This window comes from Streptomyces sp. NPDC030838, assembly GCF_055572035.1.
In genome coordinates, this window is sequence record NZ_JBVIED010000001.1 from 464,366 (window position 1) to 478,542 (window position 14,177).

A 14,177-nucleotide genomic window follows, 5' to 3' on the forward strand; every position below is an offset into this window, starting at 1 on the left:
GGGGCTCCTCAGCGGGTGAGCACGCGCGCCGCGGCCTCGACCCGCTCCTTGATGAGCGCCATCTGCACCTTGGTGTTGATGTTGAGGTGCTCGGTCATCGCGTCGTCGGTCGCGGGCGCCTCGGGCTTCATGTGGAAGTCCTGGACCCAGCGCATGCGCACGCCGCCGCCGGGCTCCTCGGTGTACTCCCAGTAGATGTTCATGAACTCGAAGGGGCCGGTCTCCACGCGCTCGGCGCGCACCGTGCGGGTGGCCGGGTCGCTGGTCCGCTTCGAGACCCAGCTCCAGACGTTGCCGTCCTCGTCCGGGTGCATGGTGAGCCGGAAGACGACGGTGTCGCCGTCCCGCTCCAGCACGTCGGCGGAGGCGTACTCGCTGAACAGGTGGGGCCAGTTGGGGACGTCGTTGGTCATCTCCCAGACGACGTCCATGGGGGCGTCGATGACGATGTGGTTGTCGGTGTGTCCGGCCATGACAACTCCTCGGTACGGAATCGTTCGGACGATCGAAAGTCGGGATCGGACGGGTCAGCGGCCCAGCACCAGGGCCGAGGCGAAACCGCCGTGGCCGCGGGCCAGCACCAGCGCGTGCCGCAGCGGCAGCTCGCGCGGGGCGCCGGTGACCAGGTCGACGGCCAGGCCGGGGGCGATCTCGCGGATGTGCGCGGTGTGCGGGATCACGCCCTCGCGCAGCGCGAGCAGCGCGGTGGCCACGTCGAGCGGCGCGCCGCCGCCGTACAGCCGGCCGGTGAGCGTCTTCGGCGCGGTGACCGGGACGCCGTACGGCCCGAAGACGGCGGCGATGGCCTCCGCCTCGTCGCGGTCGTCCGCCGGGACGCCGGAGGCGTCGGCGAAGACGACGTCGATGTCGGACGGGGCGAGTCCGGCGTCGGCGAGGGCCTGTTCGGCGGTACGGCGCAGGGCGCGCGGGCGGCCGGACTCGGGGGCCGGGTCGAACCCGGCGGCGTAGCCGAGGACCCGGCCGTAGCCGGTGCCCGCGCCGCGCTCGGCGGCCTGCTCCGCGCTCTCCACGACGAGGATCGCCCCGCCCTCCCCGGGCAGATGCCCGGAGGCCTCGGCGTCGAAGGGCAGGTAGGCCCGCTCCGGGTCCTGCACGGTGGACAGCCGGCCGGTGCTGAGCTGCGCGGTCAGGCCGTACGGGCACAGCGAGGCGTCGGTGCCGCCGGTGACGACCAGCCGGGAGCCCCGGCGGACCAGCCGCCTGGCCTGGCCGATGGCGTCGAGGCCGCCGGCCTGCTCGCAGGCGAGCACCCCGCACGGGCCGCGCATCTTGTGCCGGATGGACAGCTGGCCGGTGGTGGCCGCGTAGAACCAGGCGATGGACTGGTAGGCGCCCACCCAGCTGGGGTCGTTCTGGTAGAGGGCGGTCATCTCCTTCTGGCCGAACTCCGTGCCGCCGGAGGACGAGGAGGTCACGACGGCCATCTCGTACTCGGGGATGGCCGCGATGTCCGCGCCGGAGTCGGTCAGCGCGGCCTCGCCGGCGGCCAGCGCGAGATGCGTCCAGTGGTCGGTCTGCGCGATCAGCCGGCCCGGCACGCTCTCGGTGGCGTCGAAGCCCGGCACCTGCCCGGCGTACCGCACCGGGTACGGCGTCGGGTCGAACCGTTCGATGCGTCCGATGGCCGACTTGCCGGCCAGCACCGAGGACCAGTGGGCCTCGACGCCGATGCCGGTGGGCGCGCAGATCCCCAGTCCCGTGATGACGGGAGCGGTCGATGCGCTCATGGTCACTCCCCCCTTCCCGCGGCGGCGGCCGCGGTCCCGGGCCGGGCCAGCACCATCGCGCTCTGGAAGCCGCCGAAGCCGCTGCCGACGGAGAGCACCACGTCCATGGCGTGCTCCCGGGCGGTGACCGGCACATAGTCCAGGTCGCAGAGCGGGTCCTTCGTGGTCAGGTTGGCCGTGGGCGGCACCACCTGGCGGTCCAGCGCCAGCGCGCAGGCGGCCACCTCGATGGACCCGATCGCGCCGAGCGAGTGCCCGACCATCGACTTGATGGAGCTGACCGGGATGTCGTAGGCATGCTGTCCGAGACTGCGCTTGAAGGCGGCGGTCTCGTGGCGGTCGTTCTGCTTGGTGCCGGAGCCGTGCGCGTTGATGTAGTCGACGGCGGTCGGGTCCAGCCTCGCCTGGTCCAGCGCGACGGTGATGGCCTCCGCCATCTCCCGGCCGTCCGGCTTCAGTCCGGTCATGTGGTACGCGTTGCTGCGCCCCGCGAACCCGGCGATCTCGGCGTAGATACGAGCGCCCCGGGCCAGGGCCGCCTCGCGCTCCTCGACGACCATGACGGCGGCGCCCTCGCCGAGCACGAAGCCGTCGCGGTTGCCGTCGAAGGGGCGGGAGGCGTGCTCCGGGTCGGAGTTGTTCGGGGTGGTCGCCTTGATCGCGTCGAAGCAGGCGGAGGTGATCGGCGAGATCGGCGCGTCGGTGGCGCCGGCGATCACGACGTCGGCCGAGCCCTCCTCGATGAGCTGCACCGCGTGCCCGATGGAGTCCAGGCCGGAGGTGCAGCCGGTGGAGACCAGCGCGACCGGCCCCTCGGCGCCGGTCTCCCAGGCGACCTCGACGGCCAGGGTGGACGGCACCATGTAGCCGTACAGGTGCGGTACGCCGTACTCGTGGTCGACGAGCCACTTGCGGCCGCTGTCGGAGAGGGTGACGTACTCCTCCTCCAGGCCCATGGTGCAGCCGACGGCGCTGCCGAGGGAGACGCCGACCCGCTCGGGGGCGACGGCGGACAGCTCGATCCCGCTGTCCGCCACGGCCTCACGGGCGGAGACCACGGCGAACTGCGCGGCGCGGTCCATCCGCCGGACCTGACGCGGGGTCAGTCCGGCGGCGGCCGGGTCGAAGTCCACCTCGGCGGCGACCTGCGAGCGGAACGCCGCCGGATCGAACAGGGTGATCCGCCGGGTGGCCGTACGGCCCTCGGACAGCGTCCGCCAGAAGGCCTCCCGGCCCACCCCGCCCGGCACGACCGCGCCGATGCCGGTGATGACGGCACGTCGGGTCACCGGGCACCGCCGACATCGGGGTTGGCCTGCTCGGGACGCTGCGCCTGCTCGGTGTCGACGTGGCCCAGCTCGGGGCGGGGCGCGAGCGGCGACAGGTGGAAGGCGCAACGGGCGGTCGTCTCACCGGTGTTGACGAGACGGTGGCGGACGCCGATCGGCACCAGCAGCGAGTCGCCGGCGCCGAGCGGCACGACGTCCCGTCCGTCCAGCGTCATCTCCAGCGTGCCGTCGATGACGTGGATGAACTCCTCGGAGTACGGGTGGTAGTGCTCGGTCACCCAGTCGCCGGGCTCCAGGGTCATGACGCCGCCGAAGCCGGAGCCGCAGCCGACCGTCTTGGGGCTGAGGGTGACGCGGATGTCGCCGCCGCGCTTGGTGTTGGCCTCGACCTCGTCGGCGGCCACCTTCACGGTGCGGGTGATGGCGGTGGTCACTGGATCCGCCCTCCGTCCTTGGTCCAGATGTAGAAGGGCTCGGCCATCGCGTCCTTGGGCTCTTTCCAGTTCGGGTCGTAGGGCTCCACGCACTGGGCGAGCCGGGTGTTGATGTCGTCGTAGAGCGGGTGGCTGCGGGCCCGGTAGAGGTTGTCGTTGATGTCCTGGTCGGCCTCCACGAGGTGGAAGTACAGGCCGTGGAACTTGAAGAGCGTGCGGCGGCTGACGCCGATCATGTGCGGCAGATCGGTGGAGTCGGAGTCCTCGAAGATCTTGGCGATGTCGTCCGTCTTGTCCGGCCGCAGCTTGGCGACGATCAGGGTGCGGTGCACGTCGTCCCTCCCATTCGGGTCGGTGTTCGGAAGGGAACGTCGCATCGCGGTCTGGAGGGTGGCTCGAACTCCCCTTCAGTGAGGGGACCTCGAGCGGAGCCCGAGCCGCCGGGGCTGTGCTGGGCGGGGGAACCGTCCCCCGTTCAGGCAGGAAGAGCAGGAAGAGAGGCACAGGCATGCCGTTCGCAGCCATCACGTACGACATCAAGCCGGGCTACGAGAAGGAACTCACCGAGATCTTCGGCAACTTCAAGCGGGTGCGCGGCAGTCGCGTCGAGAACGCCTCGGGCGAGGAGGCCGGCACCATCCTGGCCACCGCGGTCTTCCTGCGCGACGACACCCTCGTCCGGGTCATCGAGTACACCGGCGACCTCGAGGCCGTCGCGCGGCACATGGCTTCCCAGCCGGGCGTGCGGGAGGTCGAGCAGAAGCTCAAGCCCTATCTGAGCAAGCCGCGGGACACCGACACGGTGGAGGGCTTCGTGGCGACGTTCAAGCGCAGCCTGCTGACGACGGTGGCGCAGATCTCGGCTCGGGATGTGCCTGCACAGGCGTAACGAGCGCGCCCTGGGTCGTCGCCGGCCGGGGGTGGGTCCGCAGCCCGGCGGTACGGGGCGCCGCAACGACTCGGGCGACCGTCCCCACCTCAGGGGCGCGGGGAACTGCGCGACCAGCCACCGACCACCCGCACCCGACGACGAAACACGCCGAGGCCGCACCCCCGGACGGGAAGTGCGGCCTCGGCGCGCTGCCGTTCTCACATTGCCGTCAGCGCCGCCGCGTTCACGGCCAGGGCCAGAACCGCCAGCACCGTGCGCAGATAGTGATACCGACGCCACAGCGGCCGGGGATCCTCCCAGTCCGCCGGGATGACCGCCGGATCGGAGATCGCCTTGACCCGGCGGTTGATCGGCACGTTGCACAGATGGGACACCCCGGAGACCCCCAGCAACAGCACCGCACCGACCCCGAAGAGCAGCCTCGCCGCACCATCGGCCAGCGCGGCGAGCACCGCGTCGGCCAGCGTGCTGCTCAGCACGATGACCGGCATCGTGGGATCCCAGTTCCGCCCGAGCAGCTTGTGCGCGTAGACATACGTGCCGGTCTCCATCGCGAACAGCGCGGGCAGCACGCTGAGCGCGACGGCGAACAGCACTCCGGCGGTGACGCCGCTGCCGATCAGGGCAGCGACGCCCAGCACCTCGGTCATGACGCCGCGGCCCCCGCGGGGTGGGTGTCCACGGTCAGCTGCGAGACCCGCCGCATGGTGGCGTTGCGGAAGTACGCGGCGAACGCCTGCGGCGAGCTGGTGTCGCGCGGCTCCGCGAGGAACGGCGCGAGCCGCGCCTCCGCGGAGTGCACACCCTGCTGGGCGGCCATGTGCCGGCCGATGGCCGCGAAGTCGCCCTCGTAGTGGATGACCCGGACCACGACGTCGTCCTTGACGAACACCGCGGTGCCGAGCAGCCGGCCGGCCGGGGTCCCGCCTTCCCCCGCGAAGTCGGGGGTGTCGACCCGCTGGAACTCCTCGAAGATCTTCGCGATCTCGTCCTCGTGGCCGGGCTTGACCCGGTAGGTGATGGCGGCGTAGGGCATCAGATTCCTCCGTCGACTTCGATGGTGGTGCCGGTGACGTACGCGGCCGACTCCCCGGCGAGGAACAGCACCGCGCCCGTCACGTCCTCGGGTCGGCCGAGCCGGCCCAGCGCGGTGAGTGCGGCGAGCTTCTGGGCCACCGGGGGCGGCGGTCCGCCGTCCGGCTCGGTCCGGGTCACGCCGGGCGCGACCAGGTTGACCCGGATGCCGCGTGGCCCGAGTTCCTTGGCGAGGGCCCGGGTGAAGCCGACCAGGGCGGCCTTGGAGGCGCTGTAGTGGACGCCGAACGGGCGGCCCCGCAGGGCCACCGACGCGCCGACGTTGACCACCGACGCGCCCTCGGCCAGGGCCCGCAGCAGCGCGTGGGTGACCAGGTAGACGGACGTGGTGTTGTGGTCGGTCACCCGGCGCCACTCGTCGTCGGTCAGGTCGGCGAAACTCCGGTGCCCGTCGACGCCGAGGTTGTTGACCAGGACGTCGAGGCCGCCCTCGCCGAACCGGTCCACGACCGCCCGGGCGAGCGTCTCGGCGCCCTCGCGGGTGGTCAGGTCGGCCCGCACGGTCTCGGCCTCGGCCCCCAGCGCGTCCAGCTCGGCGGCCAGCGACTTCGCCGCCTCGTCGTCATGGCCGTACGACACGACGAGCCGGGCACCGGCCCGGGCGAAGGCGAGTGCCGTCGCCCGGCCGATGCCCTTGGTCCCGCCGGTGACGACCACCCGCCGTGCCGTGGCAGCAGCGGTCACCGGACCGCCCCGGCGCGCGGCGCGACGCTGATCATCTGCAGCAGCATCCGCGGGGTCTCCGCCTCGCCGACGGCGTCGTCGTCCAGCACGATGCCGTACTTGCGGTTGATCACGCTGGTGACCTGGAGCAGGGCGAGGGAGTCATAGCCGAACTCCAGGAACGGGGTGTCGAGGGCTTCCTCTCCCTCGAGTGCCATGCCCTCCTCCGGGGCACCGACGCATTCGAGCAGCAGCTCTCCGAGTTCGGACAGGGTCATGTCGCTCACGATGCTTCCTCTCGCTTCCTTGACGGGTCAGTTGGCCCTCGCCAGCTGCGGGCCCGCGGCGGGCGCCGCGGTGTTCAGGTCGAGCTGCGGCGAGGAGTCGAGCACCGCCCGGTGCAGATGCTCGACGCTGGGGGAGGGATCGAGCCCGAGGCTCTGGTTCAGGCAGCGGCGCAGCTGCCGGTAGACGGCCAAGGCGTCGCTGCGGCGCCCCACCCGGTACAGCGCGAGCATCAGCTGCTCGTGCACCGCCTCGTGCAGCGGATGGCGGGCGGCGAGTCCGGAGAGCTCGCCGATGAGTTGATGGTGGCGGCCCAGCCTCAGGTCTGCCTCGATCCGGCGCTGAAGGACGCTCATCCGCGACTCGTCGAGCCGGGTGGCCTCCACCTCCAGCAGCGGCCCGCACTGGACGTCGGCGAGCGCCCGGCCGTGCCAGAGCGACAGCGCCCGGGCGAAGAACGAGGAGGCGTCCGTCCAGTCGCCCCGGTCCAGGGCGCGGTGCCCGGCCGAGGACAGCGCGTCGAACTCGTGGGCGTCGAGCAGCCCGCCGTGGATGTCGAGCCGGTACCCGCCGGGCTCGGTGACCAGGACGCTCTTGGCGCCGTGCGGCAGGCAGGCGCCGTCGCCGGTGCCGTCGTCGCCGAGCGCCGCCGCGATCGCGTTGCGGATCTGGAGGATGTACGTCTGCAGGGTGGTCTGGACGCTGCGCGGCGGGCTCTCGCCCCAGACCTCCTCCACCAGTGAGGCCACCGACACCACCTCGCCCGCCTGCAGGGCGAGCAGCGCGAAGACCTTGCGCGGTTTGACGGCGGTGAGATGCACGGGCACTCCGGACAGGGTGGCCCGGAACGGGCCGAGCACGCTGATTTCCATGCGCGGATCTCCTTCGGTTTACGTGGGTCGGCCGGCCTGCCGCGGCGCCGCTCCGGGCCGCGCCGCGCCAGGTCCTGTCACCTGGGACCGCAGGGCCTCCCCCACCGCGCGGGGCACGTCCCGGCCCCGTACGAAGAAGTGCGTGCCGCGGACGGTCCGGAACCGGAAACGGGTCGTGGTGCAGTGCTTCCAGGCGTGCACCTCGGAGGCGGAGACCAGCGGGTCGGCAGCGCTCGCGTAGGCGTCGAGGGGGCAGGGCAGCGCGGTCACGGGCGCGGCGCGCAGGCTCTGCGCGAGGCGCAGATCGGCCCGCAGGGTGGCGAGGGTGGCGCCGAGCCAGCCGACCCGGCTGCGCAGCGGGGCGGGGATGCTGTCCTGGCCGCCCAGGGCCACGATCAGCTCCTCGTCGGGAAGTTCGGGACGGAGCAGGGTCTTCGCCAGCGGTGCCGGAAGCTGCGGTGCGGCGCACGCGCCGACCGTCAGCAGGTCCGGCGGCCGCTCTCCGGCGCGCACCCGGTGCTGGGCGAACCGGTAGGCGACCAGCGCCCCGAGGCTGTGTCCGTAGAACGCGTGCGGCTCGTCCAGCAGGGACCCGAGATCGCTCTGCAGCTCGTCGACCAGCCGGGCACCGTCCGTGACCCGCTCTTCCCTGCGCCGGGTCTCCCGGCCGGGCAGCCGCACCGGCAGGACGGACACCTCCGGGCCGACGCGCCGCTGCCACCCGGCGAAGGTCAGGGCGCCCCCGCCGGCGTGGTGGAAGCAGAACAGCCGGATCCCGTCACCGCCGGGCGTCGGCCGGACCGCGAGATAGCGCTGCACCCGGACCCCCCTTCGTTGCAGCATCGTTTCGCCGCACCTTTTCGGTCAGATGCGCGATCCGAGAGTCACCGCAGGGGCTCGGTCACCGCTCAACTCGCACTGGAGCGCGGATCGGAGAGCACCGGCAGCAGCGGCAGCACCCCGCCGGCCTCCTGCCGGTCGCCGAATCCCGGGTCGTAGACGGCGGCGCTGACGGTGTAGGAGTCCTCCACCAGCCAGCTGTGGAAGGACCACTCCCGCCCGGTGCCCGGCGTACCGTCGGGACGCAGCATCCGCACCCGCGCGTCGTCCGGTCCGAACCCGAACTCGGTGAACCGGAACCGCAGCCCCTGCCCGATCGCCTTGCTGTACGCCTCCTTCAGCGTCCACAGCCGCACCAGCTCGCGATTGCGCCCCTCCTCGGGCACCCGCTGCAACGCCTCCAGCTCGTACGGCGTGCAGGCCTTCAGCTCGGTCCCCAGCTCCAGCATCCGCCGGTCCGCCGGTTCGGTGTCCACCCCGATCCGCCCGAACCGGGTCAGCCCCACCACCAGCAGCCCCTCGGTGTGGCTGAGCCCGACGTCCAGCTGGTCGATCCCGCGCAGATACGGCCGGCCACCCGGCTTGTACGCCAGCTCCAGCTCCCTGGGCAGCGTGCCGAGCACCGCACTCGCCGCCGACTTCAGCAGCAGCCGCGAGGCGACGAACCGATCCCGGTTCCGCGAGACGGGCATCCGCGCCAGCCGGGCGTGATCCGCCCCGAGATCATCGACCAGCGAGGACGAGTCCAGCTCGGCGGGCACCCAGTCGTCGACGACGGCGTAGACGACACAGCTCCCTTCGTCCGCCATCACACGCCGCACGGCCTGCCACGAGTACCTGGGCCCCCGATGCCGCACCGGCCCCATCATGTCCCACCTCCACTTACGCTAGGGGCGCGGGGCCGTATCGATATGCGGCTCCGCCGCGTGGGCGCGACCAGCCACAACGACGCCGCACCCGCCGAACAACACGAAGCCGCACCCCAGTAGGCGCACTCAACGCCCCAAAGCCGTCGCATACAGGTCATAACTACGGGCGTCATCGAACCGATGCAGCACCTCCGCAAGCATCCGGTCCAGGCATTCCGCCGGCACCCGCCCCACCGACTTGTCGAGTCGACAGGCAATCCGCGAAAGCGCCACCACCGCCCACGCCGGATCCGCGAGAAACCCCCGCGCCGGCCGATGCCTCCAGACACCAAGACACGCCGCCCCCGCCACGAGCAACGCGTACCGCTCGGCCAGCGCGTACGCACGAGGACTCACCGGACGCCCGAAAGGCCGCGCAGCGAGCCCCGCACAGGCGTCGGACAACTCCCGCGCCTGCGCGACGAGTACCCCCACCGCCTCCTCCAGCGGCCCGACGACACCCCGCGCCGACTCCTCCAACGAACCCAGGAGCGAATCCCGTTCGGGAGTCAGTGCGTTCTCCGCCGGCCGGCACGGCGGCAGGCCCGCGTCGAACGGCCGGAACAACCCGGCGAACTCCTCGGTCCCGCCCGGCGGGGCAAGCGTCGGCAGCCGCAGCAGCTGAGCGATGATCACGGCCCGGCTCGCCGACGTCCCCGCACTGCCGAGGCCGATCATCGGCAGATCACGCGCGGTCTTCCGGAAGATGCCGTAACTGCCGCCGGAGGCGTACGCCTCCGCGCCGAGCACGATCGACAGGTCGTCCATCGTCTCGTTGAGGATCGTCGGCAGCAGGTACTTCGCGACGGCGCCCAGGGTGCGGCTCTCCCGGGGCAGCAGATGCGGCGCCCGGGTCGCGACGAGCGACAGGCAGTCGCACACCAGCAGATCGGCGAAGGCGTTGGCCAGCGCGGTGCGGGTGCGCGCGGAGTGCAGCGAGGCCCGGCTGCGGGAACGGTGCGAGCGGGCGAAGGCGGTCGTGGTGCGCAGCGCGGTGTCGGCACAGCCCAGCGCCATCGACAGGCCCGCGCTGCGGGTGAGCGGGAAGACCAGTTCGGCCAGCCGCCCCCCGCCGCCCGCCGCCCCGATCAGCCGCCCGGCGTCCAGCCGGTGGCCGTCGAGGGCGAGTCCCTGGATGGCGCAGCCGCGCACCCCGACGGTCGTACGACGGGGCAGCAGCCGCATGTCCCGGCCGTCGGGGTGCGCCGGTCCCGGGGCGAGGAAGGCGCTCAGTCCCTCCTGGGTGTGCGCGAACATCACCAGTGCCTCGGCGCGGGCGGCGTTGTTGAGGGCTTCCTTGCGGCCGCTGAGGCGGTAGCCGTCGCCGTCCGGCCGCGCGGTGAGCCGGTTGCGCAGGAAGTCGTTGCCCTGCGGTGGTTCGGGGTAGGCGCAGGCCATGCGGCCGTCGGCGAGCAGCAGGTCGGCGGTCTCCCGGCACTGGCGCGGGGTGCCGCCGGCCCAGACGACGACCGCGGCCAGGTACGAGGTCAGGCCGTAGCCGAGGCCGAGTGCCGCGTCGCGGCGGAACACCGCGCGCAGCACCCGGGCCAGCGCGTCCAGCCGGTCGAGTCGGCCGCCCAGTTCCCTGGGCACGAACTCGGCGTTCAGCCCGAAGGCGTCGAGCAGCCGCTCGGCGGCCGGCAGCAGGTGTCCGCGTTCGTCCGCGGCGAGGAACTGCTGGGCGCCGAGCGGGTTGCCCGGGTCGTCGAGGTCTCCGAAGTCGTGCTCGAGCCGGGCGATGCGTTCCTGTACGGCGGCTTCCGAGGAGTCCACCGTGTTCACCGCCGCTGTCATGGCATCCCTCCGTCCTCGTCCGGAACCTCACGGGCCACTGCTCGACCGGCACGGCTCAAGACGCGCTCAAGGTCGTCCGGCGAGACTCGGTCACATCGCTGGTGCCGGGCGTGAACGCCGGGTTCATCAGCCCCGGGTCCGGCATGGTGTCGTATCGGTACTGCTGCCAGAACGGGGTCTGGTCGCCGGGCAGCCACAGGGACCCGTAGGCCACGAGTGAGTTCCATATCGGCCGCAGCAGGCGCTCGAGTGCGACTCGGGCGACGGTGCCGCCGCTGTGTCGGGTTGCGGGCATATCGTGCCGTCCCTTCTGAGATCGGGAAAGGCCACGATCGCGGCGGCGGCTCGGTGGATCCTCGAGGAACTCTCGCGCGGGCGGGCCAAAGGCTCCTCTCAAGTGGGACTCGAGCGGTGTGTGGTCGGATGAACGTCAGGCATGCATGCCGGGACGAGGAGGGGGCCGGTCGGTGTCCCAGCGCGATGGCAACTCAGAGCTGACCGTGGTCGAGCGGTTCACCACCACGTCCGCCCCCACGGTGTTCGAGCGCGAACTCCTCGGATACGCCCGGTACCGGGAGTCCCGCAAGGGGTTCGTCTGGCGGGTGACGGCCGCGCTGACCGAGCGTCCCGGTGGTTATGTGCACCTCGACCGGTGGACCGGCCTGGACCGCCTGCTGCGGGTGGTGCACCAGGACCCGGCGGCGCCGGCCGGCCCGCGGGGGCTCGCGGCCAGTCTGCGCGCGCAGGCCGAACTCCTGATCAGCGTCGGGCACATCACGCTGGACGGCACGCCGGCCGACGCCGCGCGGCTGGTGCTGGTACGGGCCGTGGTGACGGGTGAGCCGGAGCGGTTCGAGCTGGACTTCGGCACCCTGGTCGGCCAGTGCGTGTCCGACGAGGACTTCGGCGGCAGCGATCTGCTGCGCTCGGTGGCCGATCCGAACGTCTACACCGGGCTGCTGTGGTGGCGCGACGCCGCGGCCTGCGAGCGGGCCCGCGCGAGCGCGGGCTACCAGGACCGCCTCGCCAAACTGGCGGCCACGTCCCACATCACCGAGGACCCGGCCCAGCCTCTCGACACCCGCTGACCACTCGGGCCCACGCCGACCCGCGTCCCCCGAGGGGCCACCCAGCCCTCTCGACGCCCGCCCACCGGCGTCCACTCCCGCCCAGCCCTCCCCCGAGCGTTCCTCGAGCAGCCGGTCGCACCATCGCGGCATGGACGAGTCCACCGAAGCAGAGCCGGCCTTCGTCGTCGTTCGCGGACGGCCGGACCATGTCGAGCTCGCCGCGCTGACCGCCGTACTGCTGGCCAGGCTGCGGGCGTTGGACGAGGGGGACGGGGCCGCGGACGCCGCGATGGCGGCGCCCTGGGGCCGGCCGCGCCGGGCCCGCCCGCGTGTCGGCTGGACGGCGCCGCGGTGATCTCCCGGCGCCGGGCGGCCCAGCAGCGGTCGAGTGCCCTTCGAGAAGGCGCACATACCGTCTGAGACCGGGTGGAAACCGACGCCGACGACGGGGAGGCGTCCGCGCCCGTACGACACGCAGGGGGTCCCGACATGAGCGACTACCGGACGTTCACCGAACTGATCATCGCGAGAGCCGAGCAGACGCCCGAGCGCGCCGCTCTGCTCCTGCTGCCGGACAGCGACGAACGCGGCCGCCCCGCGACGGTCTCCTACCGGACGCTCGACGCCGCCGCCCGCCGCCTGGCCGGCCGGCTCCAGGCCGACGGGGTGGCCGGGGAGCCGGTGCTGCTGCTGCACGCCTCCCGGCGCCAGTTCGCCGTGTCGTTCCTGGCGTGTCTCTACGCGGGCGCGATCGCCGTACCCGTTCCCCCGTACGGCGGCCGCAGCCACCACGAGGAGCGGGTGGCCGGGATCGTCCGGCAGACGTCCCCGCGCGCCGCCCTCACCGACGCCGCGCTGGCCCCGGACATCTCCCGGCTGCTGGCCCGGCACGGCCACGGCTCGGTCCCGTGCCTCGCCGCCGACGCGGCGCACGGCCCCGCCGACTGGCAGCCGCCGCGCCTGGACCGGGACACGGTGGCGTATCTGCAGTTCACCTCCGGATCCACCGGCAGCCCGCACGGCGTGGTGGTCACCCACGGCAATCTGCTCGCCCATCAGGAGGCGCTGGCCGGACTGCTCGGGGCGGGCCCGGAATCCCGGATCGGCGGCTGGCTGCCCTTCCACCACGACATGGGGCTGGTCGGCCAGCTGCTGCATCCGCTGTGGCTCGGCGCGACCTCGGTGGTGCTGTCGCCGGAGGCGTTCGTCCGGCGGCCGGCCCGCTGGCTGGAGGCCATCGGGCGGTACGGCATCGAGGTGAGCGGTGCCCCCGACTTCGCGTACGACCTGTGCGTGCGGCGGGTCACCGACGAGCAGCTGGCGGGGCTCGACCTGTCCGGCTGGCGGGTCGCGGTCTCGGGCGGGGAGCCGGTGCGCGCCGAGACCCGGCGGGCCTTCGTCGAGCGGTTCGCGGGCGCCGGTCTGCGCCCCGAGGCGATGCACGCCGGGTACGGTCTGGCCGAGGCGACGCTGCTGGTCTCCGGCGGCCCGTCCGCGGACGGCGACCGCACGGTCGACGCCGAGGCCCTGGAGCAGGGCCGGCTGAGCGAGCCCCGCCCCGGGCGGCCGACGCACACCCTGGTGGCCTGTGGCAGCACGACGCGGGCGACCGGGCACGTGCTGATCGTCGACCCGGAGACGCGCGAGGTGCTGCCGGACGGCCGGATCGGCGAGATCTGGGTGAGCGGTCCCGGCGTCACCGGCGGCTACTGGCGCGACCGGTCGGCGACCGCGGAACGCTTCGGCGCCTGTACGGCCGACGGCCGTACGGGCCTGCTGCGCACCGGCGACCTGGGCGCCCTGCACGAGGGGCGGCTGTATGTCACCGGCCGGCTGAAGGACATGATCGTGGTCGCGGGGCGCAATCTGTATCCGCAGGACCTGGAACGCACGGTGCAGCGCGTGAGCACCCTGTTCGGCACGGGCAGCGCCTTCTCGGTGCCCGGCGAGCGCGAACGCGTCGTGGTGGTCCAGGAGTTGCGCACCCACCAGCGGTACACCCTCGACCTCGCCGAGCTGGCGAAGGACGTACGGCGGTGCCTCAGCGAGGAGTTCGAGGTGGCCGTGGCGGGGGTGCTGCTGGTGCGGCCCGGCACCGTCCGGCGCACCACCAGCGGGAAGGTGGAGCGGGCCGCGATGCGCCGGCTGTTTCTGAACGGCGGGCTGCGGCCCGTGTACCAGGACCTGACCGACGACCTGGTAGCCCCGGCGGGCCCCTCCCGCCGTACGCGGGGCTGACGGGCGGACGGTCGACGAGCACTGATGGACAGTGACGGGAACGGAAGGG

The 14,177-nt window shown here is 72.8% G+C and carries 18 protein-coding genes; 4 read left to right on the forward strand and 14 right to left on the reverse strand.

Features of this window, described 5'->3' with window-relative positions; translation table 11 throughout:
• Positions 1-8: 8 nt before the first annotated feature.
• Genes ACZ42A_RS02045 through ACZ42A_RS02065 form a run of 5 tightly spaced genes read right to left on the reverse strand, consistent with a single transcriptional unit; the run spans position 9 to position 3,803 of the window.
• Positions 9-473, reverse strand: coding sequence for an SRPBCC family protein (locus tag ACZ42A_RS02045; protein ID WP_468525188.1), 465 nt, complete (start codon positions 471-473; stop codon positions 9-11).
• Positions 474-527: 54 nt separating this feature from the next.
• Complete coding sequence (locus tag ACZ42A_RS02050; RefSeq protein WP_468525189.1) at positions 528-1,748, reverse strand: ketosynthase chain-length factor; 1,221 nt, start codon at positions 1,746-1,748, stop codon at positions 528-530.
• Positions 1,749-1,750: 2 nt separating this feature from the next.
• On the reverse strand, positions 1,751-3,037 hold the full coding sequence (locus ACZ42A_RS02055; protein ID WP_468525190.1) for a beta-ketoacyl-[acyl-carrier-protein] synthase family protein: 1,287 nt from the start codon (positions 3,035-3,037) through the stop codon (positions 1,751-1,753).
• The gene (locus tag ACZ42A_RS02060; RefSeq protein ID WP_468525191.1) at positions 3,034-3,471 is read right to left on the reverse strand and encodes a cupin domain-containing protein; all 438 of its coding nucleotides are present in this window, start codon (positions 3,469-3,471) and stop codon (positions 3,034-3,036) included. The genes ACZ42A_RS02055 and ACZ42A_RS02060 overlap by 4 nt, the downstream gene beginning before the upstream one ends.
• Positions 3,468-3,803, reverse strand: a complete 336-nt coding sequence (locus ACZ42A_RS02065) for a TcmI family type II polyketide cyclase (RefSeq protein ID WP_468525192.1) — start codon at positions 3,801-3,803, stop codon at positions 3,468-3,470. The genes ACZ42A_RS02060 and ACZ42A_RS02065 overlap by 4 nt, the downstream gene beginning before the upstream one ends.
• Before the next feature lie 176 nt (positions 3,804-3,979).
• Between ACZ42A_RS02065 and ACZ42A_RS02070 the strand changes: the two genes are divergently transcribed.
• The gene (locus tag ACZ42A_RS02070) at positions 3,980-4,360 is read left to right on the forward strand and encodes a SchA/CurD-like domain-containing protein (protein WP_468525193.1); all 381 of its coding nucleotides are present in this window, start codon (positions 3,980-3,982) and stop codon (positions 4,358-4,360) included.
• A 200-nt stretch (positions 4,361-4,560) separates the two neighbouring features.
• Here ACZ42A_RS02070 and ACZ42A_RS02075 read toward each other — a convergent pair whose 3' ends face one another.
• From ACZ42A_RS02075 to ACZ42A_RS02115, 9 genes are all read right to left on the reverse strand, one after another.
• Positions 4,561-5,013, reverse strand: coding sequence for an anthrone oxygenase family protein (locus tag ACZ42A_RS02075; protein WP_468525194.1), 453 nt, complete (start codon positions 5,011-5,013; stop codon positions 4,561-4,563).
• Positions 5,010-5,399 carry a SchA/CurD-like domain-containing protein gene (locus tag ACZ42A_RS02080; RefSeq protein ID WP_468525195.1) on the reverse strand — a complete coding sequence of 130 codons (390 nt, stop codon included), beginning with the start codon at positions 5,397-5,399 and terminating at the stop codon, positions 5,010-5,012. The genes ACZ42A_RS02075 and ACZ42A_RS02080 overlap by 4 nt, the downstream gene beginning before the upstream one ends.
• Positions 5,399-6,142, reverse strand: a complete 744-nt coding sequence (locus ACZ42A_RS02085) for an SDR family NAD(P)-dependent oxidoreductase (protein ID WP_468525196.1) — start codon at positions 6,140-6,142, stop codon at positions 5,399-5,401. Before ACZ42A_RS02085 ends, ACZ42A_RS02080 begins: the two co-directional genes overlap by 1 nt.
• Positions 6,139-6,399, reverse strand: a complete 261-nt coding sequence (locus ACZ42A_RS02090; RefSeq protein WP_437065070.1) for an acyl carrier protein — start codon at positions 6,397-6,399, stop codon at positions 6,139-6,141. The genes ACZ42A_RS02085 and ACZ42A_RS02090 overlap by 4 nt, the downstream gene beginning before the upstream one ends.
• Positions 6,400-6,435: 36 nt before the next feature.
• Positions 6,436-7,278: an AfsR/SARP family transcriptional regulator gene (locus ACZ42A_RS02095; protein WP_468525197.1), complete on the reverse strand. Its 843-nt coding sequence runs from the start codon at positions 7,276-7,278 to the stop codon at positions 6,436-6,438.
• Between the two features lie 18 nt (positions 7,279-7,296).
• Complete coding sequence (locus ACZ42A_RS02100; protein ID WP_468525198.1) at positions 7,297-8,121, reverse strand: thioesterase II family protein; 825 nt, start codon at positions 8,119-8,121, stop codon at positions 7,297-7,299.
• A 65-nt stretch (positions 8,122-8,186) separates the two neighbouring features.
• Positions 8,187-8,927, reverse strand: coding sequence for a 4'-phosphopantetheinyl transferase family protein (locus ACZ42A_RS02105; RefSeq protein ID WP_468525199.1), 741 nt, complete (start codon positions 8,925-8,927; stop codon positions 8,187-8,189).
• 186 nt (positions 8,928-9,113) lie between these two features.
• Positions 9,114-10,820 carry an acyl-CoA dehydrogenase family protein gene (locus tag ACZ42A_RS02110; protein ID WP_468525200.1) on the reverse strand — a complete coding sequence of 569 codons (1,707 nt, stop codon included), beginning with the start codon at positions 10,818-10,820 and terminating at the stop codon, positions 9,114-9,116.
• Between the two features lie 55 nt (positions 10,821-10,875).
• Entirely contained in the window at positions 10,876-11,034 is a 159-nt protein-coding gene (locus ACZ42A_RS02115) for a hypothetical protein (RefSeq protein WP_468525201.1), read from the reverse strand.
• Positions 11,035-11,287: 253 nt separating this feature from the next.
• Between ACZ42A_RS02115 and ACZ42A_RS02120 the strand changes: the two genes are divergently transcribed.
• From ACZ42A_RS02120 to ACZ42A_RS02130, 3 genes are all read left to right on the forward strand, one after another.
• Positions 11,288-11,908, forward strand: coding sequence for an antibiotic biosynthesis monooxygenase (locus ACZ42A_RS02120; RefSeq protein ID WP_468525202.1), 621 nt, complete (start codon positions 11,288-11,290; stop codon positions 11,906-11,908).
• 130 nt (positions 11,909-12,038) lie between these two features.
• Positions 12,039-12,245, forward strand: a complete 207-nt coding sequence (locus ACZ42A_RS02125; protein WP_468525203.1) for an acyl-CoA carboxylase epsilon subunit — start codon at positions 12,039-12,041, stop codon at positions 12,243-12,245.
• A 134-nt stretch (positions 12,246-12,379) separates the two neighbouring features.
• Positions 12,380-14,128, forward strand: coding sequence for a fatty acyl-AMP ligase (locus ACZ42A_RS02130; RefSeq protein WP_468525204.1), 1,749 nt, complete (start codon positions 12,380-12,382; stop codon positions 14,126-14,128).
• The last annotated feature ends 49 nt before the right edge of the window (positions 14,129-14,177 follow it).

Coding starts and splice junctions, on each gene's coding strand:
- ACZ42A_RS02045 (WP_468525188.1), bottom strand. CDS start 473: ATGGCCGGACACACCGACAACCACATCGTCATCGACGCCCCCATGGAC.
- ACZ42A_RS02050 (WP_468525189.1), bottom strand. CDS start 1,748: ATGAGCGCATCGACCGCTCCCGTCATCACGGGACTGGGGATCTGCGCG.
- ACZ42A_RS02070 (WP_468525193.1), top strand. CDS start 3,980: ATGCCGTTCGCAGCCATCACGTACGACATCAAGCCGGGCTACGAGAAG.
- ACZ42A_RS02075 (WP_468525194.1), bottom strand. CDS start 5,013: ATGACCGAGGTGCTGGGCGTCGCTGCCCTGATCGGCAGCGGCGTCACC.
- ACZ42A_RS02080 (WP_468525195.1), bottom strand. CDS start 5,399: ATGCCCTACGCCGCCATCACCTACCGGGTCAAGCCCGGCCACGAGGAC.
- ACZ42A_RS02090 (WP_437065070.1), bottom strand. CDS start 6,399: ATGACCCTGTCCGAACTCGGAGAGCTGCTGCTCGAATGCGTCGGTGCC.
- ACZ42A_RS02095 (WP_468525197.1), bottom strand. CDS start 7,278: ATGGAAATCAGCGTGCTCGGCCCGTTCCGGGCCACCCTGTCCGGAGTG.
- ACZ42A_RS02100 (WP_468525198.1), bottom strand. CDS start 8,121: ATGCTGCAACGAAGGGGGGTCCGGGTGCAGCGCTATCTCGCGGTCCGG.
- ACZ42A_RS02105 (WP_468525199.1), bottom strand. CDS start 8,927: ATGGCGGACGAAGGGAGCTGTGTCGTCTACGCCGTCGTCGACGACTGG.
- ACZ42A_RS02110 (WP_468525200.1), bottom strand. CDS start 10,820: ATGACAGCGGCGGTGAACACGGTGGACTCCTCGGAAGCCGCCGTACAG.
- ACZ42A_RS02125 (WP_468525203.1), top strand. CDS start 12,039: ATGGACGAGTCCACCGAAGCAGAGCCGGCCTTCGTCGTCGTTCGCGGA.
- ACZ42A_RS02130 (WP_468525204.1), top strand. CDS start 12,380: ATGAGCGACTACCGGACGTTCACCGAACTGATCATCGCGAGAGCCGAG.